The 23,528-nt window shown below is 68.6% G+C and carries 24 protein-coding genes and 1 pseudogene; 9 read left to right on the top strand and 16 right to left on the bottom strand.

Features of this window, described 5'->3' with window-relative positions; genetic code table 11:
- Positions 1-82: 82 nt before the first annotated feature.
- Positions 83-2,011 carry a Na+/H+ antiporter NhaA gene (gene nhaA, locus EER30_RS43770; protein WP_127508295.1) on the bottom strand — a complete coding sequence of 643 codons (1,929 nt, stop codon included), beginning with the start codon at positions 2,009-2,011 and terminating at the stop codon, positions 83-85.
- Between the two features lie 166 nt (positions 2,012-2,177).
- Complete coding sequence (locus tag EER30_RS43775) at positions 2,178-3,158, bottom strand: hypothetical protein (RefSeq protein WP_127508297.1); 981 nt, start codon at positions 3,156-3,158, stop codon at positions 2,178-2,180.
- 200 nt (positions 3,159-3,358) lie between these two features.
- Between EER30_RS43775 and EER30_RS43780 the strand changes: the two genes are divergently transcribed.
- Positions 3,359-3,655, top strand: a complete 297-nt coding sequence (locus EER30_RS43780) for a hypothetical protein (protein WP_127508299.1) — start codon at positions 3,359-3,361, stop codon at positions 3,653-3,655.
- Positions 3,656-3,779: 124 nt separating this feature from the next.
- On the opposite strand, the gene EER30_RS43785 is transcribed toward EER30_RS43780, so the two are convergent.
- Positions 3,780-4,082, bottom strand: a complete 303-nt coding sequence (locus EER30_RS43785; protein ID WP_240670697.1) for an ATP-binding protein DrrA1-3 family domain-containing protein — start codon at positions 4,080-4,082, stop codon at positions 3,780-3,782.
- Between the two features lie 29 nt (positions 4,083-4,111).
- Between EER30_RS43785 and EER30_RS43790 the strand changes: the two are divergent.
- Positions 4,112-5,029: pseudogene (locus tag EER30_RS43790) on the top strand (ABC transporter permease); the annotation flags it as partial.
- A 121-nt stretch (positions 5,030-5,150) separates the two neighbouring features.
- Positions 5,151-5,660 (top strand): hypothetical protein, encoded by a 510-nt coding sequence (locus EER30_RS50270; RefSeq protein WP_489884467.1) that lies wholly within the window; start codon positions 5,151-5,153, stop codon positions 5,658-5,660.
- Positions 5,661-5,704: 44 nt separating this feature from the next.
- Here EER30_RS50270 and EER30_RS43795 read toward each other — a convergent pair whose 3' ends face one another.
- Positions 5,705-6,916, bottom strand: coding sequence for a cation:proton antiporter (locus EER30_RS43795; protein WP_205650687.1), 1,212 nt, complete (start codon positions 6,914-6,916; stop codon positions 5,705-5,707).
- Between EER30_RS43795 and EER30_RS43800 the strand changes: the two genes are divergently transcribed.
- Positions 6,846-7,898: an SPW repeat domain-containing protein gene (locus EER30_RS43800; protein WP_127508305.1), complete on the top strand. Its 1,053-nt coding sequence runs from the start codon at positions 6,846-6,848 to the stop codon at positions 7,896-7,898. The genes EER30_RS43795 and EER30_RS43800 overlap by 71 nt on opposite strands.
- A gap of 18 nt (positions 7,899-7,916) precedes the next feature.
- On the opposite strand, the gene EER30_RS43805 is transcribed toward EER30_RS43800, so the two are convergent.
- Complete coding sequence (locus EER30_RS43805; protein WP_164842736.1) at positions 7,917-8,336, bottom strand: CBS domain-containing protein; 420 nt, start codon at positions 8,334-8,336, stop codon at positions 7,917-7,919.
- Between the two features lie 85 nt (positions 8,337-8,421).
- Entirely contained in the window at positions 8,422-8,703 is a 282-nt protein-coding gene (locus tag EER30_RS43810; protein ID WP_127508308.1) for a hypothetical protein, read from the bottom strand.
- Between the two features lie 181 nt (positions 8,704-8,884).
- Between EER30_RS43810 and nhaA (EER30_RS43815) the strand changes: the two genes are divergently transcribed.
- Genes nhaA (EER30_RS43815) through EER30_RS43820 form a run of 3 tightly spaced genes read left to right on the top strand, consistent with a single transcriptional unit; the run spans position 8,885 to position 11,545 of the window.
- Positions 8,885-10,204 carry a Na+/H+ antiporter NhaA gene (gene nhaA, locus EER30_RS43815; RefSeq protein WP_432417603.1) on the top strand — a complete coding sequence of 440 codons (1,320 nt, stop codon included), beginning with the start codon at positions 8,885-8,887 and terminating at the stop codon, positions 10,202-10,204.
- A 52-nt stretch (positions 10,205-10,256) separates the two neighbouring features.
- Positions 10,257-10,457, top strand: coding sequence for a hypothetical protein (locus tag EER30_RS49195; protein ID WP_240670699.1), 201 nt, complete (start codon positions 10,257-10,259; stop codon positions 10,455-10,457).
- The gene (locus EER30_RS43820) at positions 10,454-11,545 is read left to right on the top strand and encodes an ArsB/NhaD family transporter (RefSeq protein WP_240670700.1); all 1,092 of its coding nucleotides are present in this window, start codon (positions 10,454-10,456) and stop codon (positions 11,543-11,545) included. Before EER30_RS49195 ends, EER30_RS43820 begins: the two co-directional genes overlap by 4 nt.
- Here the strand turns inward: EER30_RS43820 and EER30_RS43825 are convergent.
- From EER30_RS43825 to EER30_RS47750, 4 genes are all read right to left on the bottom strand, one after another.
- The gene (locus EER30_RS43825; RefSeq protein ID WP_127508315.1) at positions 11,527-12,792 is read right to left on the bottom strand and encodes a cation:proton antiporter; all 1,266 of its coding nucleotides are present in this window, start codon (positions 12,790-12,792) and stop codon (positions 11,527-11,529) included. The genes EER30_RS43820 and EER30_RS43825 overlap by 19 nt on opposite strands.
- 101 nt (positions 12,793-12,893) lie before the next feature.
- Positions 12,894-13,208, bottom strand: a complete 315-nt coding sequence (locus tag EER30_RS43830) for a DUF3040 domain-containing protein (protein WP_164842737.1) — start codon at positions 13,206-13,208, stop codon at positions 12,894-12,896.
- A 151-nt stretch (positions 13,209-13,359) separates the two neighbouring features.
- A complete protein-coding gene (locus EER30_RS43835; protein WP_127508321.1) occupies positions 13,360-13,845 on the bottom strand; it encodes a hypothetical protein in 486 nt (161 codons plus the stop codon).
- A 249-nt stretch (positions 13,846-14,094) separates the two neighbouring features.
- Positions 14,095-14,397, bottom strand: coding sequence for a BON domain-containing protein (locus tag EER30_RS47750; RefSeq protein ID WP_164842738.1), 303 nt, complete (start codon positions 14,395-14,397; stop codon positions 14,095-14,097).
- A gap of 709 nt (positions 14,398-15,106) precedes the next feature.
- On the opposite strand from EER30_RS47750, the gene EER30_RS43845 reads away from it, so the two are divergent.
- Positions 15,107-16,114, top strand: a complete 1,008-nt coding sequence (locus EER30_RS43845; protein WP_127508326.1) for a general stress protein — start codon at positions 15,107-15,109, stop codon at positions 16,112-16,114.
- 140 nt (positions 16,115-16,254) lie between these two features.
- Here EER30_RS43845 and EER30_RS43850 read toward each other — a convergent pair whose 3' ends face one another.
- Positions 16,255-17,613 (bottom strand): DUF2254 domain-containing protein, encoded by a 1,359-nt coding sequence (locus tag EER30_RS43850; RefSeq protein ID WP_205650679.1) that lies wholly within the window; start codon positions 17,611-17,613, stop codon positions 16,255-16,257.
- A 215-nt stretch (positions 17,614-17,828) separates the two neighbouring features.
- On the opposite strand from EER30_RS43850, the gene EER30_RS43855 reads away from it, so the two are divergent.
- Complete coding sequence (locus tag EER30_RS43855; protein WP_240670701.1) at positions 17,829-18,770, top strand: potassium channel family protein; 942 nt, start codon at positions 17,829-17,831, stop codon at positions 18,768-18,770.
- A gap of 18 nt (positions 18,771-18,788) precedes the next feature.
- On the opposite strand, the gene EER30_RS43860 is transcribed toward EER30_RS43855, so the two are convergent.
- From EER30_RS43860 to EER30_RS43880, 5 genes are all read right to left on the bottom strand, one after another.
- Positions 18,789-20,411, bottom strand: a complete 1,623-nt coding sequence (locus tag EER30_RS43860) for a metallophosphoesterase family protein (RefSeq protein ID WP_432417604.1) — start codon at positions 20,409-20,411, stop codon at positions 18,789-18,791.
- A gap of 261 nt (positions 20,412-20,672) precedes the next feature.
- Entirely contained in the window at positions 20,673-21,350 is a 678-nt protein-coding gene (locus EER30_RS43865; protein ID WP_127508332.1) for a response regulator transcription factor, read from the bottom strand.
- Positions 21,351-21,569: 219 nt separating this feature from the next.
- Entirely contained in the window at positions 21,570-21,881 is a 312-nt protein-coding gene (locus EER30_RS43870) for a hypothetical protein (protein ID WP_127508335.1), read from the bottom strand.
- 75 nt (positions 21,882-21,956) lie between these two features.
- On the bottom strand, positions 21,957-22,349 hold the full coding sequence (locus tag EER30_RS43875) for an STAS domain-containing protein (RefSeq protein WP_127508338.1): 393 nt from the start codon (positions 22,347-22,349) through the stop codon (positions 21,957-21,959).
- 116 nt (positions 22,350-22,465) lie between these two features.
- Positions 22,466-23,251, bottom strand: a complete 786-nt coding sequence (locus EER30_RS43880) for a potassium channel family protein (protein ID WP_127508396.1) — start codon at positions 23,249-23,251, stop codon at positions 22,466-22,468.
- Between the last annotated feature and the right edge of the window lie 277 nt (positions 23,252-23,528).

Below are 23,528 nucleotides of genomic sequence, written 5' to 3' on the forward strand. Positions count from 1 at the left end.
ACCACCCAAAATCCCCACCCCCGGATGGCTCCAAGCCCAACTCCTCACCCACCTCAAAGTCGACCCCACCCGACCCCGCTGGCTATAACGGCAGTCCAACACCATGTGCGAAGTCCAGGTCTAGTGCGCCGGACGAGCCGGCATGGGCTGTCGTCGTGCGGGCGGCCTGCTCGACGGCGGTGATGACCTCGTCGAGGGTGCCGTCGAGGCGGGTGCTGTTGAGGAAGAACGTGGGGGTGCCCTCGGCGCCGCTGTCGCGGGCGCTGAGGATGTCCTCGTCGACCCGGGCGGCTACCGCGGCGGTGTTCAGGTCGGTGACGAAGCGGGGCACGTCGAGCCCGGCCTGACGGGCCAGCTCGGTCAGCGCCTCGTCGTCGAGAGCGTCGGCGGTGATCAGGCGTTCGTGCATCGGCCAGAACCTGCCCTGAACGGCGGCGGCCTCGGCGGCTTCGGCGGCGCGCCGGGCGTACGGGTGGGCCTCTTCGATGGGCAGGTTGCGCCAGACGTAGCGGATGCTCTGCGGGTTGCGGGCGAGCAGCTCAGCCAGGGCCGGGGCGGCGTCGCGGCAGAACGGGCATTCGTAGTCGCCGAACTGAACCAGCTCCACCTTCGCGCCGGGTGGCCCCTGCACGTGTTCGTCGGGCGCTTCGGCCGCGGGCACCAGCACGGTCGTCTCGCCGCTGCTCGTACGCCGGCCCGGCAGGTGGAACAACAGCCAGCCCAGCCCGGTCGCCGCCACCGCCGCGGCCAGGATGCCGACCTTGGCCTCGTTACGGGTCTGCTCGTCGGTCAATGCCAGCTCGGCGACGAACAGCGACACCGTGAAGCCAATGCCTGCTACAGCTCCGACGGACAGCACCTGGGGCAGGGCGACCCCGGCGGGCAGGCGGCCGAGCCCGGTGCGCACCATGAACGCCGACGCGCCCCAGATGCCCAGCGTCTTGCCCGCCACCAGACCGGCGAAGACACCGAGTGTCACCGGGGAGGTCACCGCGCGGGACAGCAGTTCCGGGCTGAGCGGGACGCCGGCGTTGGCCAGGGCGAAGAGCGGGACGATGACGAAGCTGGTCCACGGGCGTAGCAGATACTGCAGCCGGTCATTCGCCGACACCGCACCCTGCGCCGCAATGGCCAGCGTGCGGGCCGCCTCCGGACCGGGCTCACGCCGCAGCTTACGCAGGATCCGGTCGAGCCGGTCAAGGTCGGCGGTACGTGCCAGGAACGCCGGGGTGAGCAGCCCGAACGCCACGCCGACGATGGTCGGATGGAGCCCGGACTCGTAGGTGGCAACCCACAGGGCAATCCCGACGACCAGGTACGGCGTGGCCCGCCACACCCCGGCGGCGCGCAGAGTCAGCGCGACGCCGAGCAGGGCTGCGGCGATCAGCAGCGGGAGCAGGTGCACGGCGTCGGTGTAGACGACGGCGATCACCAGGATCGCGCCGATGTCGTCGACCACCGCGAGGGTGAGCAGGAAGACCCGGACGTTGGCCGGGCAGCGTGGCCCGACCAGGGCCAGCACGCCGAGCGCGAACGCGATGTCGGTGGCCATCGCCATGCCCCACGCCGACTGCGCGGACGTGCCAGCGGTGACGGTGGCGAAGATGACCGCGGGCACGACCATGCCGCCGACGGCCGCCACGATCGGCACCAGCGCGGCACGGCGGTCGCGCAGGTCGCCGAAGCTGAACTCGCGGCGGATCTCCATGCCCGCGAGCAGGAAGAAGAACACCATCAGGCCGTCGTTGACCCAGTGCCGCAGGTCCTCGGTGATCGCCGCGCCGCCGAACCCCACGGTGAACTCGGTGCGCCACACCGTCTCGTAGCCGGCACCGGGCACGTTCGCCCAGATCAGCGCCAGTATGGTCGCGGCCAGCAGAACCGCGGCACCACGGGTCTCGGTGGCCAGCACCGTCCGGATACGCCGATCGAGGCGCAGGGTGCGGTCGGTGCGGGGAAGTTGCCCGCCCTCGGAGATGCGGCGCACCACCGCGGCCACACTCAGCGTCATCACCGGCTCAGGACTGTTCGCATCGGCAGGCGTCGGGACCTCTGCTTGACTGGCATGCGGACTCTTCCGGGGTCGGCGGACAGACGCCGACCAGGCTTCCCGGGACACCGAAATCAGCGTATGGCATCAACGCGCCGGAACCACCGCAAGCCGGCCGTAAGCAGCGTCACGACCGCTGATCCCGGCGCTGGTATCCGGCGAGGCCCCCGGCCGTCAACGCCACGGCCGTGCCGAGCATCACCGCGGATGCCACCAGGTCAGCCTTCTGGAGGGGCACCGGCGCGAGGTGGGCGAACGGCGAGGCGGCGCGCACCCACCCCGGCGCGCCGATGGTCTCGGCGATGACGAGCAGCAGAAACCCTCCAGTGGCCGGCAGGCCGCCGGCGAGGCCCGCCCAGCGCGGCGCCCACCCGGCGGCGAACACCGCCGCGCCCAGGCTGAGCAGCACGATCGGCAGAACGTTACCGGCACCGCGCAGCGCCGCACGCACGGGCAATTCGCCGCCCGTGGCCGTGACCCCGGCCCAGGTGAGAAGGCCCGCGCCGGTGACGAGCAGGGCTGCCGCGCCGCCGGTCACGGCGATCTCCGCACCGATCAGCCGGGTGCGGCTCGTCGGCCGGCTCGACAGCAGGGTCAAACGCCCGTCCGTCTCGGCGGCGAGGAAGGCGCCGATCCGGACGGTGGCGAACCCGGCCACAGGCAGGGCGAGGATGGCGAACAGCGTCGCGACGAACCCGGCGATGCTGCCCAGCCCGGCGAATCCGGCCTCGTCCGCCGCACCGGCAAGCGCCGGGTTTTCGCGCAGGAACCCGGTCACCGACACCGCCGTCAGCCCGATCAGCAGATAATAGGCGCCGAGCCCGATGGTCCAGCCGGTCAGCGGCCTCAGCACACGGCGTACGGCGAAGGTCTCGACGCTTGTCAGCAAGCGCAACCGTGGACGGCGCCCGGGCGGCGGCGCGACCAGACCGTCGCGGGCATCGCGGCGGCCGGCCGCGACCAGCGAGACCGCCACCACGACAACGACCGCCGCCGCCGCCAGCGCCACCAACGGCAGAGCGCGATCTTCGATGTACGGGCCGCTGAGCGTGAGCAGGCCGAACGGTGAAAGCCAGTGCAGCCAGCCCGAGTGCGCTGACACCGTCACCGACCATCCGGGCCAGCAGGCCCGCGCCCAGCACGGCCAGGGCGGCGCCGGTCGCAGCGGACCGTGCCGGGAAGACCTGGGCGGTGAGCGTCGCGACGGCCACGAAGAACATCCCGAGCAACGCCGTGCCGGCGCCATGAACCACCGCTCCGGCCGTCCCGGTTCCGCAAAGCAGCAGCGCAATCGTCACGCCGGCTCCGGTGATCGCCGCCACGAGCATCACCGCGACGACGTGCCGGACCAGGGCGGCCCGCAACGGGACGCGGCCGGCCAGCATCAGCTCCCACCGGCCCGCCTCCTCCTCACCCCGGGTGATCCTCGTCGTCGCGAGGATCGACCAGACCGCCAGAAGCACGGCGGTGACGGTTCCGACCCGCCACACCGTGAATCCGCCGGCGGTGTCCAGGCCGACCGGTGCACCGAACAGCGTGCGGACGGCCGGGTTCGCGGCCAGCGCGGCCAAGCTGCCGGCCGCGGCCGGATCCGACATCACATGACCGTAGGTCGCGGCCACCAACGCGGTCATGCCGCCGGCGAGGACTGCCACGGCGACACCGCCCCGCCGGACCTGCCGGATCGCCAGCCACGACACCGCCCGCCCGGTTGCCAGCGTGCCGGCGCTCACCGGGACGACGCCGACCCGTAGTAGTCCAGGAAGATCTCCTCCAGGCTCGGCTCCCGCACAGCCAGGGCGGTGACCTCCACGCCGGCACCGGCCAGGGCTCGCAGGGCCGGCGCGGGCGACCCGGTCAGAGTGAACCGCAATCGGCCATCACCGACCGGCTCGACCCCCTCGACACCTGGAACCGCACCCAGATCGGGTGCGCCGCCGGTGTAGGAGATCGTCACCTCTGACCGGTGCAGCGACCGCAGCTCGGTGATCGCCGCGACCTCGACGAGCCGGCCGGCCCGCAGAATCCCCACCCGATCGCACACCGATCCTGTTGAGTTTCATGCTGCGCCGCGAACGGGCGACCTTGCCGTGGTGGCTGCTGGGTGTGACGCTGCTCCTGCTCGTCCAGTCCACCCAGAGCCAGAACCTTTACGGCACCGCGGAGGACCTCGTCAATCTGCGGCAGACCATCGGCGCGAACACCGCCGTGATCGCGATGAGCGGGCCCCCGCAGCTGCTCGAGTCCATCGGTGGGGAGATCGTCTTCGAGATCTTCGCGTTCCTGGCCATCGTGGTCGCGCTGATGAACATGTTCCTCGTCGGCCGGCAGACCCGCGCCGACGAGGAGACCGGCCGCGCCGAACTGCTCCGCTCCGCGCGGGTGGGCCGCCGCGCCCCGCTGGCTGCCGCGCTCGCGCTGGCCGGCCTGGCCGACCTCACCGCCGGCACACTGGTCTTCGCGGTGGCCGCCGGCACCGGTCTGCCGCTCGACGGTTCGGTGCTGCTCGGCGCCGCCGTCGCCGCTGTCGGGTTCACCTTCGCGGCCCTCACCGCGGTCGCCGCGCAGATCTTCGAGAACATCCGTGCCGTTTACGGCGCTGTCGCATCCGTGCTCGGCGCCGCATACGCGTTACGCGCCGCCGGCGACACCGGCAACGACGTCCTGTCGTGGCTCTCCCCGATCGGGTGGGGACAACGCACCTACCCGTACGCCGGGGACCGCTGGTGGCCTCTGCTGGTCCCGTTGGCCGCGACCGTCCTGCTGGCCGCCCTCGCTATGGTGCTGCTGGACCGCCGCGACTTCGGCCTCGGGCTCATCCCGTCACGTCCTGGACGTCCCGTGGCCTCCCGTGCGCTCGGCAACCCCTTCGGGCTCGCCTGGCGCCTGCAACGCGGCGCGCTTATCGGCTGGGTGGCTGGGCTGGCCCTGCTCGGCGCGGCCTACGGGTCGATCGGCAACACCATCGAGCAATACGTCGCCGACAACCCTCAGATCGCCGATCTCCTGCCGGGCGGCGCGCAACGCATCATCGACGCCTATCTGGGCCCTCACCGTGAGCGTGTCGGCGCTGATCGCGGCCGCCTACGGGGTCACCAGCGTGCTGCGGGTGCGCGCCGAAGAGACATCCGGCCGAGCCGAACCTGTCCTCGCCACCGCGACCAGCCGCCTCAGCTGGCTGGCCGGACATCTCAGCGTCGCCCTGACCGGCACCGCCCTCACGCTGCTGGCCATCGGCGGCGGGGAAGGCCTCGCGTACGCGCTGACGATCTCCGACCTCGGTGAGGTGCCCCGGCTCATCGGGGTCGCCCTCGCCTACCTGCCCGCCGTCTGGCTGATCCTGGCCGTCGCGGTGCTGGCCGTCGGCTGGCTCCCCCGGTCCGCGTCCGTGGTCGCCTGGATCGCAGTCGCCTACTGCGCCGTCGTCACCCTCTTCGCCGACTCGTTCGGTCTGCCCGGATGGACACAGAGCGCGTCCCCCTTCGCCCACACCCCGCAAGTTCCGCTGGAAACGCTCACCACCACCCCGCTGCTCCTCCTCGGCGCAGCCACCCTGGTCTTGCTCACCACCGGCTACCTCGGGCTGCGCCGCCGCGACGTCGGATACTGAGCTCGATGAAATCGCCGGTCGTCATGAACGAGGACGGCCGGCTCTCAACGTCGGGCGCCTCGGCGCCCGCGGCGGAGAACCCCGTGCCATGCCGGCGTCTCCGCCTGGTCGTCGAAGGCCCGGGCAACCACCACGTCGGTCGATGAATGAAGCAGGATCGACAGCACGATGGTGAGCGCGACCAGATGAAAGATCTCGTCCGCCGCGATGATGCCGGACTCGAGCACCAGGAGTCCGTACACCACGGAGGCGAAGCCTTTCGGGCCGAACCACATCGCCGCGGCTTGTTCCCGAAGATCGAAACCCGATCGCAGGAACGACAACCACAGCGCCAGCGGCCGAGCCAGGAAAATCGCGAGTACGGCGAAGATCCAACCCTGCCACGAAATCTCCCGGAGGAACTGCGGCGAGATCAACGCCCCGAAGACCAGCAGGGCCGCGAGTTTGAACAGCTCGGCGATGTTCTCACCGAAGTGCTCGAAGGCGGCCCGCTGCCGGGGGCCGAAGGTGGCCACCGTGATTCCCGCCGAGAACGCGGCCAGGAACAGGTTGGCGTGCGTGACCTGCGCGACCGCGAGCACGAGCAGCCCGATCGCCAGGCCGTTGAGCGGCTCGTAGGCCGGTGAGGCGGAGAAGAAGCGACTGCGTTCGAGCAAGATCGCGACGACGGGGATCAGCACGCCGACGACGATGCCGAGCGACACCTCAAGCCCGAGTTCCCCCAGATGAAGATCGTCAGAGCCGGCCGCCACGGCGAGGAACACGATGACGAACGGCAGGGCGAGGCCGTCGTTCACGCCGGACTCGACGTTGAGGAGATGACGCAGCCGGGCCGGAACCTTGTCGTTACCGACCAGCGCGGAGGCGAAGACCGGGTCGGTCGGGGCGAGGATCGCTCCGATGAGCAGCGACTCCGCCCAGCCCAGCCCCACGACGAAATGGGCGAGCCCGGCGGTGACCAGCAGGGTGAGCGGAAGGCCCCAGCCCAGCGCCCGGCCGGGCAGCCGCCAGGCGGAACGCAGGTCTGCCCAGCCGACCCGCATACCGTCGGTGAACAGAACGGCGAACAGCGCCAGCTCGGCGAGCGTGCTCACGATCGACGAGTCGGCGCTCACCTCGAGCACGTCGGTGACACCGGGGCCGAGCAGGAAGCCGGCCGCGAGAAACAGCACGGCGGTCGACAGGATGGTCCGCTTCGCCAGGGCGGACACCAGCACACCGAGGAGCAGGACAGCAGCGAAGGTCAGCAGTAGCACGGGCACTCCGGTTCACAGGATCGATCCAACGACTGCCGACCAGACTTCCCGGCGCACCAGCATTCACCCTAGCGGTTCGCCTTTACGCGTTCGCGCCCGTCATGAAGGCGTCACATCGTCGCGGCACAGCCGCCAACAACGGCGGCCAGGATCAAGGCGACCGAGGAGCCCTCAGCGACCAAGACGGAGTGAGATCGTGTGGCCCATTCCCTTCGACGACGCGTGGCCTGGTCGGCGAGGACTGCCGACGTCTGGTCCCGACCTGCGGCTGGCCCGCCAGGTGATGGAGCGGATCATCCAGGATTCCCGGCTCGACGGAGAGGACATCAGCGTCGAGGTGCAGAACCGCGTCGTGAACCTGTTCGGTACCGTCACCTCCCTCCATGCCAGGGTCATCGCCGCGGACCTCGCCCGTTCGACGCCGGGAGTGACCGACATCTGCAATCGGCTCACGCTCGCCCGCTCCGCCGATGTCCCGGCCGTGACGGAAGACCTGCGACCGGACCCGTTCGACAGCTTGGTCGCCCGTTGGGAGGACGAGCCGGTACACCCAGGGTCCACCCACCGGGACCGATCGGCCATGTGGAAGCTTCTGACGGCTCATCCCGAGCCCGGCACGAGACGCCGGCTCACCACCGATCTGATTTGCACGCCCAGTGCCTTCGTCGCCCTGGCCGGGCTGTGGACCATGTTGACGCCGCTGGTCGTCGAGGGCCTGCCCGCCTATGCGGGCTGGAACGGCGCGGCGACTGGCCTGGCCGTGACCGCCCTCGGGGCGCTCCGCGTGCTCGCGCCCCGCCGTACCGCGCCGCTGAGTCTGGTGATCGTGACGCTCGGCGGTTGGCTGGTCGCCGCACCCTTCGCCTGGGGCGTGGCTCACTTGATGTCCTATGCGTGGAACAGCATCCTCGTCGGCACACTCGTCATCCTTTTCGCCGGAGTGGACGCGGCCGCCGTGATACTCGCCAGAGTCCGGCGTTGACGCCCGGCCCACCCGCGGTCAGGTCAACAGAATGCGGTCGAGCAGGCCGTCGAGGGTGATCGCGCCGGTCATCACCCTGTGCTCGTCGACGACCGCGACCAGCGGCGTTGCCGACCGCGCCATCACTGCGGCAACTTCCAGCAGGGTCGCTCGCGGGCTCACGGCGGGCAGTTCCCGGCGGTCGCGGGGCAGCAGGTCGGCGACCGTGCGATCGCCGATGCCTTTCAGGATGACGTCGGCGGCGGCCTCGTCGATCACTCGTGCCAGGGCCGGGTCGTCCAGGCAGTACGACGGCATCGCCATCCGCAGCACCTGGGTGCCGACGAGCACGGTGACCGGCCGCCCCTTGCCGTCGACCACGATCAAGCCGGGCAGGTCCTGACCGGCCAGCACCCGCGCGGCCTCCCGGGCGGGCATGTCCTCGGTGACGGTGATCATCGGCACCGCGACGTCAGCGGCTCACACACCAGCCTCCCCTGTTGACCAGGCCAGCCTATGTCATCGGCAACGCCACGCGCCCACCTCACTCCCGCTCGACCCGGCTCTCCTGCGCCAACCGGCGATATCCGGCCCCGATCAGCGCCGCGAACCCGAACAGCGGCATGAACTCCCATGGTCTCGGCGTCTCGGCGGCGTGCCCCACGTACAGCACGAACGCGAGCGTAGCGAACACGGTCACGGCGATCTTCGCCATCCAGTCCGAGCACAGCGCCGACACCACGCCCACCGTGAGGGCGATCAGCAAGGCGCGCCTTACCGGCTCCGGTGTCAGCACCATGACGGCCCAGCCGGTGACGATGACCACGCTGGCCCCGCACCGCACTCACGCAACACGACCACGCTGCGCGGTTCGACGGGATGGCGGGGCAACGCACCTCCTTGGATCGGACATGACCAAGGCGTATGTCCGTGGGTTCCACTATCGTCGCAGTCAGGTGTGCCGGGAAGTCTGGTCGGCGATTCCGTCAGCGACCCTGCCAAGGAGCTTGCCCGTGGCTACACCGCCATCCAACCCGCTACACATATTCGCCCGCGGAAGCTGGGCCGAGGCCCGCCGCGCCGCCGAGATCCTCCGGATGGAAACCGTCGGCGGGATCCTGCTGCTGGTCGCCGCGGTCGCTGCGCTGATCTGGGCCAACTCCCCGTGGTCTGATCTGTACCACCGGTTCTCCGAGCTGCGGGTCGGACCTGGCGCCCTGCACCTGGACCTGTCCTTGGCGGTGTGGGCGGCGGACGGCCTGCTGGCGATCTTCTTCTTCATCGCCGGGCTGGAACTCAAACGCGAGTTCGTGGCCGGCGACCTGCGGGAGGTGAAGCGGGCGGCGCTCCCCGTCGCGGCCGCGGTCGGCGGCATGGCGCTGCCCGCGCTGATCTTCGCGATTGTCGCGATGCGGGCCGGCGGAGACGCGCTGGCGGGATGGGCGATCCCCACCGCCACTGACATCGCCTTCGCGTTGGCCGTGCTGGCCATCATCGGCACCCACCTGCCCAGCGCGCTGCGAACCTTCCTGCTCACCCTCGCCGTCGTCGACGACCTGCTCGCCATCACGATCATCGCGGTCTTCTACTCGTCCTCGCTGCAATGGGTGCCGCTCGCCGTGGCGCTGGTAGCGATCGCGGTCTTCGGATTCCTGGTGCAGCGGCGCATCACCCGCTGGTGGCTACTGCTGCCGCTGGCCGTCGTGGCCTGGGCGCTCGTGCACGAATCAGGCATCCACGCGACCGTCGCCGGCGTACTGCTCGCCTTCACCGTCCCGGTGCGCAGCCGCGACGGCGGCCACGGACTCGCCGAGCAAATGGAACACCGATGGCGTCCCCTGTCGGCCGGCTTCGCGGTACCGGTGTTCGCCTTCTTCGCCGCCGGTGTCACGGTCGCCGACGCCGGCGGACTCGGAGCCGGCCTCACCAACACCATCGCGCTGGCCATCGTCGCCGCCCTCGTGCTGGGCAAGGCGATCGGCATCACCGGTTCGGCCTATCTCGTTCAGCGCTTCACCCGCGCCCAGATGGCCGAGGGGCTCAGCTGGTGGGACGTCCTCGGCGTCGCTCTGCTGGGTGGCATCGGCTTCACCGTCTCACTGCTGATCGGTGAGCTCGCGTACGGCCTCGGGTCGGCCGGCGACGGATACGCCAAGATCGGGGTGCTGGCCGGCTCCCTGCTGGCCGCGCTGCTGGCGACGGTTGTGCTGCGCGCCCGCAACCGCCACTACCGCCGCATTCACGAACAGGAGTCGGCCGACGAGGACGACGACGGCGTGCCGGACGTCTACGAGGACGACCGGCCGCCCGGCCGGAACGCCGCCTGAGCCCCCGGAAAAGCAGAGATGAAGGCAGGGAGTGGCGCTTGAGCGTCGTGTCTTGGGCGTCGTGTCTTGGGCGGCCGTGGCGATCTTCGTGACCGCCTACGTATTCATCGCCACCGAGAAGTTCAGCCGGGTGACCGTCGCCCTCGGTGGTGCCTCGCTGATGCTGGCGATCGGCGCGACCGACGCCGAGCACGCGTTCTTCCCGAGGACGCCGGCATCGACTGGAACGTCATCTTCCTGCTGCTGGGGATGATGCTCATCGTGTCGGTCCTGCGCCGCACCGGGTTGTTCGAGTTCGTCGCGATCTGGGCGGCCAAGAAGGCCCGCGGCCGCCCCTTCCCGATCATGGTCATCCTGCTGGTGGTCACCGCGGTCGTCTCGGCCGGCCTGGACAACGTCACCACGGTCCTGCTCGTCGCCCCGGTCACCCTGCTGGTGTGCGAGCGGCTCGGCGTGCCCCCGGTGCCGTTCCTGATCGCCGAGGTGCTCGCCTCCAACATCGGCGGCGCCGCCACCCTGGTCGGTGACCCGCCCAACATCATCATCGCCAGCCGGTCCGGACTGACCTTCAACGACTTCCTGAACGTCATGGCCCCGTTCGTCGCCGTCGTCCTGGTCGTGCTCGTCGTCCTGTGCCGCATCATGTTCCGCCGGGCGTTCCGCTACGACGCCGAACGCGCCGCGCAGATCATGGCGCTCCGCGAACGCGACGCGATCCGTGATCCCCGCTTGGTGGTGCTGAGCCTGTCGGTGCTCGGCGTCGTGCTCGTCGCGTTCACCCTGCACACCGTCCTCGCCCTCGAACCGTCCGTGATCGCTCTGCTTGGCGGGTTGCTGCTGCTCGCCCTGTCCCGCCTCGACGCGAAAGAGGTGGCGGTCGACGTCGAATGGCCCACCCTGGTGTTCTTCGCCGGCCTGTTCGTCATGGTCGGTGGCCTGGTCACCACCGGGGTCATCGAGAACCTCGCCCGCGCCGCCACCGAAGCCACCGCCGACCGGCTCTGGCCCGCCACCCTGCTGCTGCTCTGGGCCTCCGCCGCGCTCTCCGCGATCGTCGACAACATTCCGTACGTCGCCACGATCAGCCTCATCGTCGCCGACCTCGTCGAGGCCAACGGCGGTCTCGAGCACGCCCAGGTGCTCTGGTGGGCCCTGGCCATCGGCGCCGACCTGGGCGGCAACGCCACCGCCGTCGGGGCGTCGGCCAACGTCGTCGTCCTCGGCATCGCCGAACGCGCCGGCCACAAGATCACGTTCTGGGAATTCACCCGCTACGGCCTGATCGTCACCGTCATATCGGTCGCGCTCGCCGTCCCGTACCTCTATTGGCGATTCTTCTGAACGGAGCTGGACAGGGAGCGCTCGTTGGCGCGGTCAAGCCGGCGCATCACCGGGGTGGCCGCCACCCCGTGCATGACCACGGACACCAGCACGACGAATCCGATCATCGCCCAGACCAGGTCGGCGCCGGGGAACTCGGCCTGGGTCAGCGCGTAGGACAGGTAGTAGAACGAGCCGATGCCGCGGATGCCGAACGCCGCGATCACCCAATGCTCCGCGCGGCGGCCCGGCGCCCCGCGCAACGACAGGAAACCCGACACCGGGCGTACGACGAAGATCAGCACCAGGCCGGCGAGCGCCGCCGGCCAGGTCAGCGGCTCCAGCAGGCCGCCCACGACCGCACCACCGAACAGCAACAGCAACAACACAGTCAGCAACCGCTCGGTCTGCTCGGCGAAATCGTGCAAAACCTGGTGATAGTCGTGTGAGCGCTCGGCCGCCCGGATCGCGCGCGCCGCCACGAACACGGCGAGGAAGCCGTAGCCCTGGGCAACCTCCACCACCCCGTACGCCAGAAAGGTCGCGGCCAAAGCGAGGAAGCCCTCCGAATGCCGGGACAGCCGCAACGCCTCCATGCGGGCCCGGAAGAACAGCTTGCCCAGCAACTTGCCGACAACCAGACCACCGATCACGCCGACGACGATCTTGTAGATCAGGTCCTGCCACGCCCACTCGCCGAGCCAGCCGAGCCCGGCGGTGCCGGCCATCGCGATCGCCGCGTACACGAAAGGAAAGGCCAATCCGTCGTTGAGCCCGGCCTCCGAGGTGAGCGCGAACCGCACCTCGTCCTCGGAATCCTCCTCGTCGGTCGGCTCCCCCACCTGCACGTCCGAGGCCAGCACCGGATCGGTCGGCGCGAGCGCCGCACCGAGCAGCAGCGCGGTCGCCGGCACCAGACCCACCCACCACCAGCCGAGAAACGTCATCGCGGCGATGGTCACCGGCATGGCGATCGCGAGCAGCCGCCAGGTCGACGCCCAGCCCTTCCGGCTCAGCGGCCGATCGATCTTCAGCCCGGCGCCCATCAACGCGACGATCACGCCGACCTCGGTCAGGTGCTCGGTGACCTTCGGATGGGCCAGCGGGTCAGCGGCGGGCAGGCCGATCGGCAGGCCGAAGACGAGCAGGCCCAGACCGACGAAGATGATCGGCATCGACAGCGGACGCCGTTCGAGCACTCGCGGCAGAATCCCGGCCAGCAACGCGCCGACACCAACAACGGCGAAAATGACATCAGAGATCTGCACAGGTGTTATCTGCCCCGGCAGTGCCATCGGCAAGCCGCCACGCTACCTCGCTCCTCAGACCCCGAAACGACTGTGGAAAAAGGCCGCGCAGATCGGCCGCGTCAAGATGCTTCGTCGCGTGCCGGGGGCTCGATGTCCGCCGTCTGAGCCTTGGTGCCGGCACCACGGGTGAGGTGGACTGCGATCACGACGCCGGCGACAACGACCGGAACGGCGACCAGCGCGCCGCGCCAGCCCCAGACGACCATCAGGACGGACAGTCCCGCCCACAGAACCGCTGCCGCGGCGATGATCGCCACCCTGGCCGCCCTGTTCCAGGCGAGAGGGGTGCGAGTCGCCGCACCGAAGGAGGGGTCTTCGGTGACCAGGTGGGTGACTATTTCGTCGAACTTCGGGTTGTGGCGTTCGGCCTCCACTGCTTGTTCACCGTCCTTCAACCGGCTGAGCTCGTTTCATGCCTACCCGCTGGCGATGGAGCTACGCGCTCGCTTCGGTGACAGTCTCATGACGCTCCGCTGTAAAGTCCGACGACGTTCGCGGGTTCGACAGTTGCCGCGCACTTCCCGTTCACGATGGTGCGGCGCCCGGGTGGGCCACATCGACATAGAAAACGCCGACATCGAGCCCGACCCGGAACGGCAGGTCCGCCTCGGAAAGGATCATCGACGTCCGGGACATGCCGGCCGCGGACGGCGCCCGGCGGACCTCGTCGACAGCCCGCAACCGCGGCGTTTCGGTGCCCCCTCTGCCGTCGCGCACGTCCCGGAGCGTGACCAGCAGCGTGGTGGCGTCGCTGTAGCGAACGGTATAGCCGGGGCGCGCCCCACGGAAGGAAAGGACCAACCGGTCGTACGTCTCGTGCTCCTCGACAGTGGACGCGGTGAGGTCCGCGGGCGTGTCGTCGGCGGCGCCCGATCCGTGCCGCTGCGCTGTGCCCCACTCGGGCCCGAAGCTCTCGTCCCTTTCGGCCTGCGCGGGCAAGGTGCTGCAGCCGGCGGCGAACGCGGACGCGGCTAGCAGAAGGGCGACTTTCCGCCGTGCGGTCGTGTCCACAACTTGATGCCTCTTGCCGTCAGGCGACGAAAGGGGGGCTTCCGCTCGCCGGAGCCTTACCCTCGCCAGGAGAGCACAAGTCGACATAACCGGGATCCACTGTCGCATCATGGACATCCCCTCGGGCAAACACATCGCATTCGCACCGTCGAAGCTACGAAGTCGGTGCGGCGGGATGCACACGGCCATGTGTCGATTCCATGACCGATGTGTCCGCGCACTGAGGTATCCGCCGACGGCCCGCACCCTTCACGATTCCGGTGCGACGTTCAGCCCGTTGCAGACGTCGTAGACTTCCGGCACTGCCCAGGCCACGATGCCGGCGGCCAGCCGCGCCTCCTCCGAATCCACCTCGCCGAGGAGGATGACCACCTGGTTCTGGACCAGCACCTCCAGCCGACGGCCGCGCACGCGGACATTGCATGCCAACGCGGCGGCAACGCCGTCGACGATGCGGATGTCGGCGTCGACGACCTCGTCGGACGGGAGTACCGGGGCCTCGTCGTGGTCGTACTCGTACCAGTCGTCGGGGTCGGATCGCCGTGATGTCACCGGAGCCCTACCTTTCCGCAGCCATAACGGGGAGGGACGCTGTACGCAACCACGCGACGGCTGACTCGCAGTCCTCGAACGACTGGAACCGGCCGCTCCCACCGAGCGCAGCCGTGAGGGAGCGGGACGGCGTAAGACTGTCGTGCAGCCCCCGGGCAAGCGCGGCATCGATGTCGCCGTACAACGTCAGGATCGCCATGTCAGCGGACTCGGACAGCGCGATCCGGCCTGGTTGGGATCCATTGCTGGAGACCTTGTGCACTGCATTCCTTCCGGCCTGCCTTCTGCTTGCCGGACCAGAGTGGCGGCGTCGTACAGCAGCCACCCCACTACGACGTGACGGTTACGTGACAGTGCAGGCGTCCGTCAGGCCGGCGTGGGTCGTCGGCCGATCCGGACCGTTTCTCAGGATCGCCGCGGCCGTCGAGAGCTCGGAACCGGTGCGTCACGGCGGCTACCGGAGCGAGTCGTGAACATCCGCCACGCCAGCCAGCAGCGGTAGCCGGGGGTGCACCGCGCCCGTGCGGGTGCAGCCGCTCCACGTGGTCTCATGCTGGCCGCGTATCGCCGCGCCGCAGGTGGGTCGTCATCTCAGCGTAGCCCGGTGCGTTGTTCATGCCCTTCCGCGCTGGTCGGACGGGCCCGGGGGAGTCGAGGAGCACCCGTCGCGCCCATCGTCAGGACACCGACGGCGGCAAAGAAAAGCTGCATGACGATGCGAGGTTCGCTGCCGGCCGGCTCGACGCCGGCGGCACGCACCGCGAGGCTGCCGGCGAGGGCGGCCATCACACCGATCACCACGGGCAGCCAGGTCGGCGCGCTGCGCCAACTTGGTACGAGGCGACTGGCGAGTCCGATCGATACGCCGGCGATCACGGCCGACGCCAGAACTACGAGCACGGGCTTCCTCCCAACCCGATCCCCCAGTGATGTTTCCGGCCCTTCGACATACTTCAGCTTCGATCCAAGTCATGTCGAGCTGTCGGCGGGCCGACGACAGTTTTATGACGAGCCTGCCGGATCGACGGCAACATTCTCGGCGGGCCGTCACCGCAATGACACGGAACAGTGCAGCGGCCGCACAACGACCGGCACACCCTCAGGAGAAGAGGCCGCTGCCACGACCTCGGCGATTTCTTCCGACCGGCAGACAGGTGGTTCAGCGATGAGGGACAACACAGGCACGGACGTCACCGGCACCGGCAGCATCCATATCGGAGTCGCCCAGCGGACGATCGGCACATACGAGGACTACTGGGTGGCCCGCCGGATGGTCGATCGGTTGCGAGACGGTGACTTTCCCGTCGAACAGACAACCGTCATGGCCGCCGGCCTACACACCGTGGATCGAGAGCAAGGGCGGGTCTCGACGGCCGACGTCACCCGGCGCGGCGCCGTCTCCGGGCTTCTAATCGGCGCGGCAGTGGGCTACATTCTCGGCCTGTTCGACTTGACCGAGACCTCATTGGCACTGCCCTGGCTGATCGTCAACGCGGCGATCCTCGGAGCCGTCATCGGCGCCGCGGTCGCGCTGCTCGGCTACGTCATCACCCAGGGCCGCCGCTCATTCGTGGCGAATCAGCCCGTCCGAGCCGATCAGTACCACATCGTCGTGGAAGCCGACCTCGCCGATCGCGCGGTTCGGCTCTTACGCGGTGCCAATGCCGCACAGACGACATCCGCGACCACCAGCTCCACGGACAGGGCCCGCGCCTGAATTGGCAGGTTCGAGAGCTGAAGGCCACGGCCCCGGAGTCGAACGGTCCCGCCGTAGCCCCCAGGGACTTGATCACCTCGCGCCGTTTTACCCGCCGCACCACGTCGCGCATGACGTAACGGGGAGCCCGCCCTCGGCCGCTACCAAGTTCCGGCGAGGGCGTCGCGGACGTGCTGGGCGTCGGCTCGCAGATTCTCCTTGTCGTGGATGTCGAAGGGCTGCTGCTCGACGGTGGTGACGAGGCGTTCGAGCTGATCGGCGACCGCTGCACGATCGACCGGCCCGGTGGCTGTCCAGGCGATCTCGCGCAGCATGGTGGCGAGCCGGGACAGGACGACGGGATCCGCAGCGCCGTAACGACGTGGTTGCGCCATCGCGAGCTCCAGCAGCTCGGCGAAGCCGGGCCTGCGGAGCACCACCCGGACATGACCGTCATCGTCACACACCAGGCGCGGACCGAGGTCCCGCCCAGCGAGCTCGCACATCAGCACTGCGACGTGTCCGAGGCCGTGCACCGCGGTCGTGGGATCGTTGACGCCCGGCGACAAGGCTTTGACCACGACGTCGACCAGTTGCCGCAGGCCGAAGGCCACATCTTGCGCCGCCGTACGCTCAAAGCCGGTTGTCACCGCTCGGCGCAGGCCTTCAGTCAAAGCCTCACGTTCTCGATCCGGCAGTGGGCCTCGACCTTCCCGGGGCCACGCGTGGGCGATCGGCGTGCCCGTCACCACGGACTCACCAGGCTGCCGATTCACGAACACGACCGCACCGTTGTCCACGGCGGCGGAAAGCAACCCCTGCTCGTCGACGAAGTTCAGGAAGCCGGATCCGCTCGCGCAGAGCGGAACAGCGTACGCGGGTATGGTCGGGGCGGCCGCGATGGTGACTTCGTCGCCCAGGACCCGCTTCACCGTCGCGTTCGTCTCGGCATGAACCTGCCGCATGATCCATTCGACGCGGATCTGCCGGGACAGATGAGCGAGGAAGGCGACCAGCGTGACCACGCTCGCCAGGGCGAACACGTACGCCACAGTGACGGAGATCTGCGGCACGAACGCCGTCTGCTCCGACAGCGAGGCCCGCACCGTGCGAAGGACCGTCAAAGCGTAGGTAAAGGTACCGAGCAGAACACCAAGGCTCAGGTGAACCACGCGGTCGCGGGTAAACGTCCGCAGCAGCCGCGGCGAGAATTGACTGCTCGCCAATTGCAGCGTAACCACGGTCAACGAAAACGTCAGCGAGGTAACCGTGATCAAGGATCCAGCCACGGCGGACAGCACCGTCCGGGCCGCCTCCGGTCCCCCGCTGAACAGGTACGCCGTGACCGAGGCCGGCAGCTCATCGTCGACGTTGGCGTCAAACCGAGGCAGGACGACACCGAGGACCACGGCGGCGGCGACACACAGCGACGGAAGGGGCCATAGCTGGGTGCGCCAGGCCTCATTGAGCACGCCCCACCGCTGTGGGATCACCACAGAACATTCGAACTCGGGCGGCACGTCCTGACCATGGATTGCTCTCTTCGGCGTCGAAGTCACCACTGTCGTGCCCGAGACCCTCGTGATCAAACAGCCATGCGTGCTCGGGCGATGTCGCGTCTCTGATGGCTGTGACGCGGCGAGCCGACAGATACAGTGCTCTGATGGGCAGCGGGACGGACCGTTACAACGGCCACACCCTCTTGCCGTTGCGTCGACCCAGCCCCGTGCGAACCATGTCCGTACGCCTCGGCCTCGCGCTCGCCGCTGTGGTGGCCATGAGCGTGACCGTACTGCTCGACCGCGACGGTTACACCGACAACCATGACGGGCATGTCTCACTCCTCGACACGGTGTATTACGCGACGGTGAGCCTGTCCACCACCGGTTACGGCGATATCGTTCCGGTCTCGGATACGGCCCGGACGGTCAACGTGGCAGTCATCATGCCGCTGCGGGTGTTCTTTCTCGTCCTGCTGGTCGGTACCACATTCGAGGTGCTGACCGCCCGTACTCGCCGGCAGTGGCAGTTGAGCCGTTGGAGGACCCAGTTGCGCGGACACACCATCGTCGTCGGATATGGCAACAAGGGCCGCGCGGCCGTCAAGGCACTCCGCGAGGGCGCCGACACAGACCTTCGGTTCGTGGTGGTGGACACCTCGGCGACGACGGCGCAGGAAGCTGCCGACGACGGCCATGCAGCAGTCGTCGGTGACGCCACCCGGGCGATGATCTTGGACAGGGCCGGCGTCCACAGCGCGTCCCGGATCATCGTCGCGGCCGACCGGGACGATACGGCCGCGCTCGTGACCCTGAGCATGCGTCAGTTGAACCGCGAGGCCCTGATCGCCGTCGCGGTCCGCGCGTCGGAGAACGTGCCACTGCTCCGGCAGAGCGGAGCTACGACCGTCATCACGTCCTCCGAGGCAGCGGGACGGCTGCTGGGGCTCGCCGCGCAAAGTCCGGCTGCCGGTGACGTGATAGGTGACCTGCTGATCCAAGGCCATGGCCTGCACCTCATCGACAGGCTGGTCCGCCCGAACGAGATCGGCTCCTCTCCGGCCGAATGTGAGGACCTGGTACTGGCGGCGGTACGGGCAGGCGAGTTGGTGCGCTACGACCAGATCGGCGCGTTCGCCGACGGCGATCGGCTGATCCAGGTCCGGACGCGCTCCTGAACCGGCGGGTCAGGGAGGTCAGTTCCCCGGGGAACCGGAGGTGGGCACGCCGGGCCTGCTGGCGACGGCAGAGGCCTGAGTGCCCGGATTCGATGAAACCGTCTCCGCCAGCGGTGCCGAAGGTGCTGTGGATGGCGGTTCTCCCGGAGAGTCATCGGCCGCGATGTGGCGGCGGATCGTGACCTCCGCCGTGCCACTGCCACCGACAGTGATCTCGTCGTATGCCTGCAGGACGTGGGACTGGTCGAGGTAGAGAACGGACATCTCCAGCGGTGTGGGTTCCTCACCCTCGAGTCCGCGCAATCCCGCGCCGCCGCTCGAACCGCCGACCATCAGCCGCGTCTCAGGCCGGTCAGGCAACGGGGCCATGATGCTGACTTCGCGGGCGTGGCGGTGCCCGGCGAGCACGAGCGGAACCGTGCCGTTCAGAGGTCCGGTGCTCGCCGGGTCGTGCACGAGCGCAACATCGACCGGTGTGCCGGCGGCAGCGATCGTGGCGGCGAGTTGAGACCCGGAGGCGTCGAGCATCTCGGGAACACCGCCGGCCTTGTCGCTGCCTTCCTTGTCCGGGGTGAACCTAGGGTCACCGATGCCGGCGATCGTCAGCCCGGCAACCGTGACGCGCTGGTTGTCCAGCACGACCGCATTGCGCTGAGCGGCAACGGCCGAAGCGGTGATAGCCGAATCGTGATTACCCCGAATATAGACATAAGGCACACCGAGTGAGCCGATCGAGTCAGCGTAGGACGACTCGATCTGGCTTCCCCAGTCGTTGATGTCACCGGTATCGACGACGACGCCGATGTCGTACTGCTTGACCACGGCGGCGATCACCGTCCACGCGGCCGGATTGAGGTGCAGATCAGAGACGTGCAGCACCCGGATCGTGTCGGGGCTCGCCTCATATACGGGAAGGGAGGCAAAGGTGGCGTAAACCTTGCTGATGTTGCCGACCATCCGTTGGAGCTGATCGCGGTACTGAGAGAACTGGTCGGCGATGCGGCGGGCGTCACCGATCACTGCAGGGGCGTTGGCCAGCAGCCCGTTGTAGGTGGGTTCCTCGATCGAACTCGGCCTGAACGTGATCGCGGCAACCGCACCGGTTCCGGCCAGGGTCACCGCAGCAATGCCGAGGCTCGCCAGGACGCGGCGCCAGTTGCGAAAAACAATGGCCGACAGCACAAGCGCGCCGAGCAGCCCGGCGACGATCGACCGTTCGACCAACAAAACGATGCCGCGCTGCACATCAGCGGCGGCGGTCTGACTGGCGGCGGCCAACCCGTTCGCATCGGTCGCCAGCGCGAAGGTGCGGTCCTGGTCGAGGGTATCCAGACGCACGGTCAGATGGGCAGGACCGTCATGGCTGTCCAGCCCGAGCGAGCCCAACGGGGGAATCTGCACATCGGTGTCGCCGGACAAGGACGGGGTGAGCGAGAACCGCGCGGCGAACGGCCCCACATCGGCCTGAGTATCACCAGTGACTAGCAGGCCGACGAAAACGCCCGCCAGCGCCACCACGGTCAGAGCCAAGAAGAGGCCAACCCGGCCCACGACCGGGTGCTCGGCAGCGCGGCGCCAGGTATTGATGGCCGCATTACCGAGGCCGCGGAGACGACGCCCTACACCGGCCGTGTCGCGGATGACGCCCTGTTCTACGGCATTTCCTTAGGTTTCCACGGGCTCCCCCGGCCAGCCACGACGGTTTGTGCGCGGATCCTTGCATCAGCCCCGGCCGGCTGTCCACCACGGCGCCGGAACTCTCAGACCGGTCCTACCAAGGCTGCATAGTCCGCCTCTCGTTGCTGCGGGCGCTACCATCGTCCGCCTCGGCCGTCTCGACAGAGGTCGTCGGCGGCCATGTAGTCGAACAATGTGGTCAACTGGTACGCACGCCCGTCCGTCTCACTGCTGCAACTTGTAGCCGAGCCCGCGCACGGTCACAAGATGGCGCGGTGTGCTCGGAATGTCCTCGATCTTGTGCCGGAGTCGACCGACGTGAACGTCCACGAGACGTTCGTCGCCGATGTCGTAACCCCATACCCGTTGCAGCAGTTGTTCACGTGACAGCACCTGACCGGCATGCTCGGCCAGCTCACAGAGCAGCTGGAACTCCGTGCGCGTGACCGGCACCTCGACGCCGTGCAGGCGCACCTCTCCTGCCTCTGGGCGCAGCTCGAGGTCGCCGAAGCTGAGAACCCTCAGCGCGGGCGTTGCGGCGACCCGGGAACGACGGCGCAGCGCCCGTAGCCTCGCGGCGAGTTCCTTCACTGCGACCGGCTTGATCAGGTAATCGTCGGCACCGGCCTCGAGCGCGGCCACGATGTCGTGTGTGTCGTCGCGCGCGCTGATCACCACGATCGGCACATCGTCGGTACGACGCAGCTGACGGATGCATTCGAAGCCATCCATACCGGGCAGCATCAGGTCGACCAGCACGGTGTCGGCGGCCACGCGAAGCTGCTCCACCAGCCCTTCCTCAGCGGTGGCCACGGCGTAAGCTGTATATCCCTCGTCCTCCAGAGCCAGAGCCAGAGCCAGCCGAATACGGTCGTCATCCTCGATCAGCAGCACAGCGGTCATATCGGCATGATGCCCGGTCGAGCCCACGCGGGCACCTTCGTCCTGCCGAACTGTGCTCATGTCATATAGCCGTCATGTCTGGCACGCGGCTCAGCGGCCGAGCCGACGACTTGCACGGACGAACCGTCCGGCACTTCGACCGTACGGATCCTGCGCCCCACCGATGAATCTGCCGGAACGGGGCGCTCCGAATCGTCGGCGCTCCCGGCCAAAGCCTTGTCAACTGTGTGTGAGAAGGACACCGCGGCCGACCCGGGGCAGCACCGTGTCGTCGGCGACCTCGGCGATCTGGTCGGCAGCCACGTAGCAGTCGACGCCCTCCAGCCCCGTGCCCAGCACCTTCAGGTAGCCGCCGGACATCAGCCGGTCGGCCGGCGCGCCGTCGAGGTCCGAGACCTGATCGCCGAGCACGATGCCGGCCCAGGTCTCGGACCGGGGGCGCAAAACACGGCCTGGCTCGGTCAGCGCGTCCCCGGTGGTGACGTGGATGATCCTGCCAACGGTTTCGCCGTCGACGTCCAGGACACGCATTCCAGCGTGGACCTCGCCGATCGGTCGGCGAGAACCCGGTGTGCTCCTGGTCATTGCGCCCATCCTTCCGTCTTCTCAGGCGGCTGCTTGGCGCCCATACCGCAGAGCACGAGAGGCCTGCTCGCGGTCGCCGAATGTCACGAATGCGCTGCCGAGGCCGGCACACGCCAAGGTACGTCGCACCACCGCTGTCGGGGCGACAAGGCACATGGTGCATCCCCTGCGATCGGCCAATTGATCGGCTTGAACGAGTGCGCTCAGTGACGCGCCGTCCATCAGCGTCACGTCGGCCAGCTCGACCAGGACGTCAGACCCGTGCTCCAGCGCAGAGGTGACGCAGTCATGGAGAAGTTCGACGACCTCGAGGTCGATGTCGCCGTGCAATTCCACCACCGCCGCGCCACCGGCCTCGGCTGACGGAGTCACGATTCGGCCGGTCGTCGTGCCGGTCAGGGTCGACGTATTCATGTCTTGTGTGCCTTCCCAGTCGAAGCGGGTATCGAGGACAAGACTGCCCGCCGGCGATGGCGGATTGCCTGCGGCATCACTACACCTCGATGACAAAGGCTCACGGGCTGGCTCCGTCAGCTGCGATCGTCTTGCTTCGCGCGGAGCTGGTCTGCGGTCGAACCGGCGGTTCCCCGCAAGCCGGCTATCTCGGCCCGAAGAAGACGTACTTCCTCGGCCAGCCGGGACATGTCCTCCCGGGTGGCTTCCTCGGCCTTTTGCCCGGCGGCGATGCGGTCCACGATCCAGCTCGTCACCGACCCAGTCACGAAACCGAGCAAGCCGATACCGCCGATCATCATGGCGACGGCGACAAGCCGGCCCTCCGCAGTCACCGGGGAGAAATCCCCGTAGCCGACCGTAGTAATCGTCACGACGGCCCACCAGAGCGCCTGCGGGTATGACTGTATGGTCGCGTCGGCGCGACCGCGCTCGGCATCGAGAACGGCAAGCGCCGCAACCGCCACCAGCAACACGGTGGTGCCCCCGACGTAGACCGCGAGTCGTCCCCGAGTCCACGATTCGGCACGCTGGTTCAGCACCTTCAGCGCGAGGACGAGCCGCAGCGCCCGCAGCGGACGCAGTAGCGGCAGGATCAGCACCAGCAGGTCGAACCAGTGGGAGCGAACGAATCGGGCCCGATCACCGGCCAGAGCCAGGCGCCTCGCGTAGTCGGCGCCGAACAGCGCCCAGATCAGCGGGTTCGCGATCTCGCATCCCCGACGCCAATGTGCATCGAGGCCGGGCCAGAGAATGGGGGCGGCATAGACCACCAGGAAGACCACCGACAGGGCAGTCAGGTAGGGCGCCGCCACACGTTCCCATCGCCTCAGCCGGTGATCGTCTGTCGGCGCTGCTGTCATCGTCTTCACGGTTCGCGCCCCTCTCGACGACCTCCACCGGAATGAATATCGGCGTGGCGCCGAGCCGAACAACCACCGCGTTGGACCGGGAGGAGCCGTACTTTCCGGTGCCCGGTGTAGTTCACCCGAACGTCCACCCTTCTCCGGCTCACAGGGCCGGTCGATTCTTCGATGCACGAGCGGTCAGCGCGAACGCTAGGCGGCCATTTCCACAGGATTTGCACGGAACCTTGTCAGTTCGATGACGCGCGCGTCATGACTGAGCACCAACCGGCCT

Source organism: Actinoplanes solisilvae (assembly GCF_003999975.1).
GTDB lineage: Bacteria > Actinomycetota > Actinomycetes > Mycobacteriales > Micromonosporaceae > Actinoplanes > Actinoplanes solisilvae.

Coding starts and splice junctions, on each gene's coding strand:
- EER30_RS43870 (WP_127508335.1), bottom strand. CDS start 21,881: ATGCGTGTCCTGGACGTCGACGGCGAAACCGTTGGCAGGATCATCCAC.
- nhaA (WP_127508295.1), bottom strand. CDS start 2,011: ATGACGCTGAGTGTGGCCGCGGTGGTGCGCCGCATCTCCGAGGGCGGG.
- EER30_RS43800 (WP_127508305.1), top strand. CDS start 6,846: ATGGTCCGCTTCGCCAGGGCGGACACCAGCACACCGAGGAGCAGGACA.
- EER30_RS43875 (WP_127508338.1), bottom strand. CDS start 22,349: ATGAATACGTCGACCCTGACCGGCACGACGACCGGCCGAATCGTGACT.
- EER30_RS43820 (WP_240670700.1), top strand. CDS start 10,454: ATGATGCTCATCGTGTCGGTCCTGCGCCGCACCGGGTTGTTCGAGTTC.
- EER30_RS43865 (WP_127508332.1), bottom strand. CDS start 21,350: ATGACCGCTGTGCTGCTGATCGAGGATGACGACCGTATTCGGCTGGCT.
- EER30_RS43845 (WP_127508326.1), top strand. CDS start 15,107: ATGACGATGCGAGGTTCGCTGCCGGCCGGCTCGACGCCGGCGGCACGC.
- EER30_RS43805 (WP_164842736.1), bottom strand. CDS start 8,336: ATGATCACCGTCACCGAGGACATGCCCGCCCGGGAGGCCGCGCGGGTG.
- EER30_RS43880 (WP_127508396.1), bottom strand. CDS start 23,251: ATGACAGCAGCGCCGACAGACGATCACCGGCTGAGGCGATGGGAACGT.
- EER30_RS43855 (WP_240670701.1), top strand. CDS start 17,829: ATGTCCGTACGCCTCGGCCTCGCGCTCGCCGCTGTGGTGGCCATGAGC.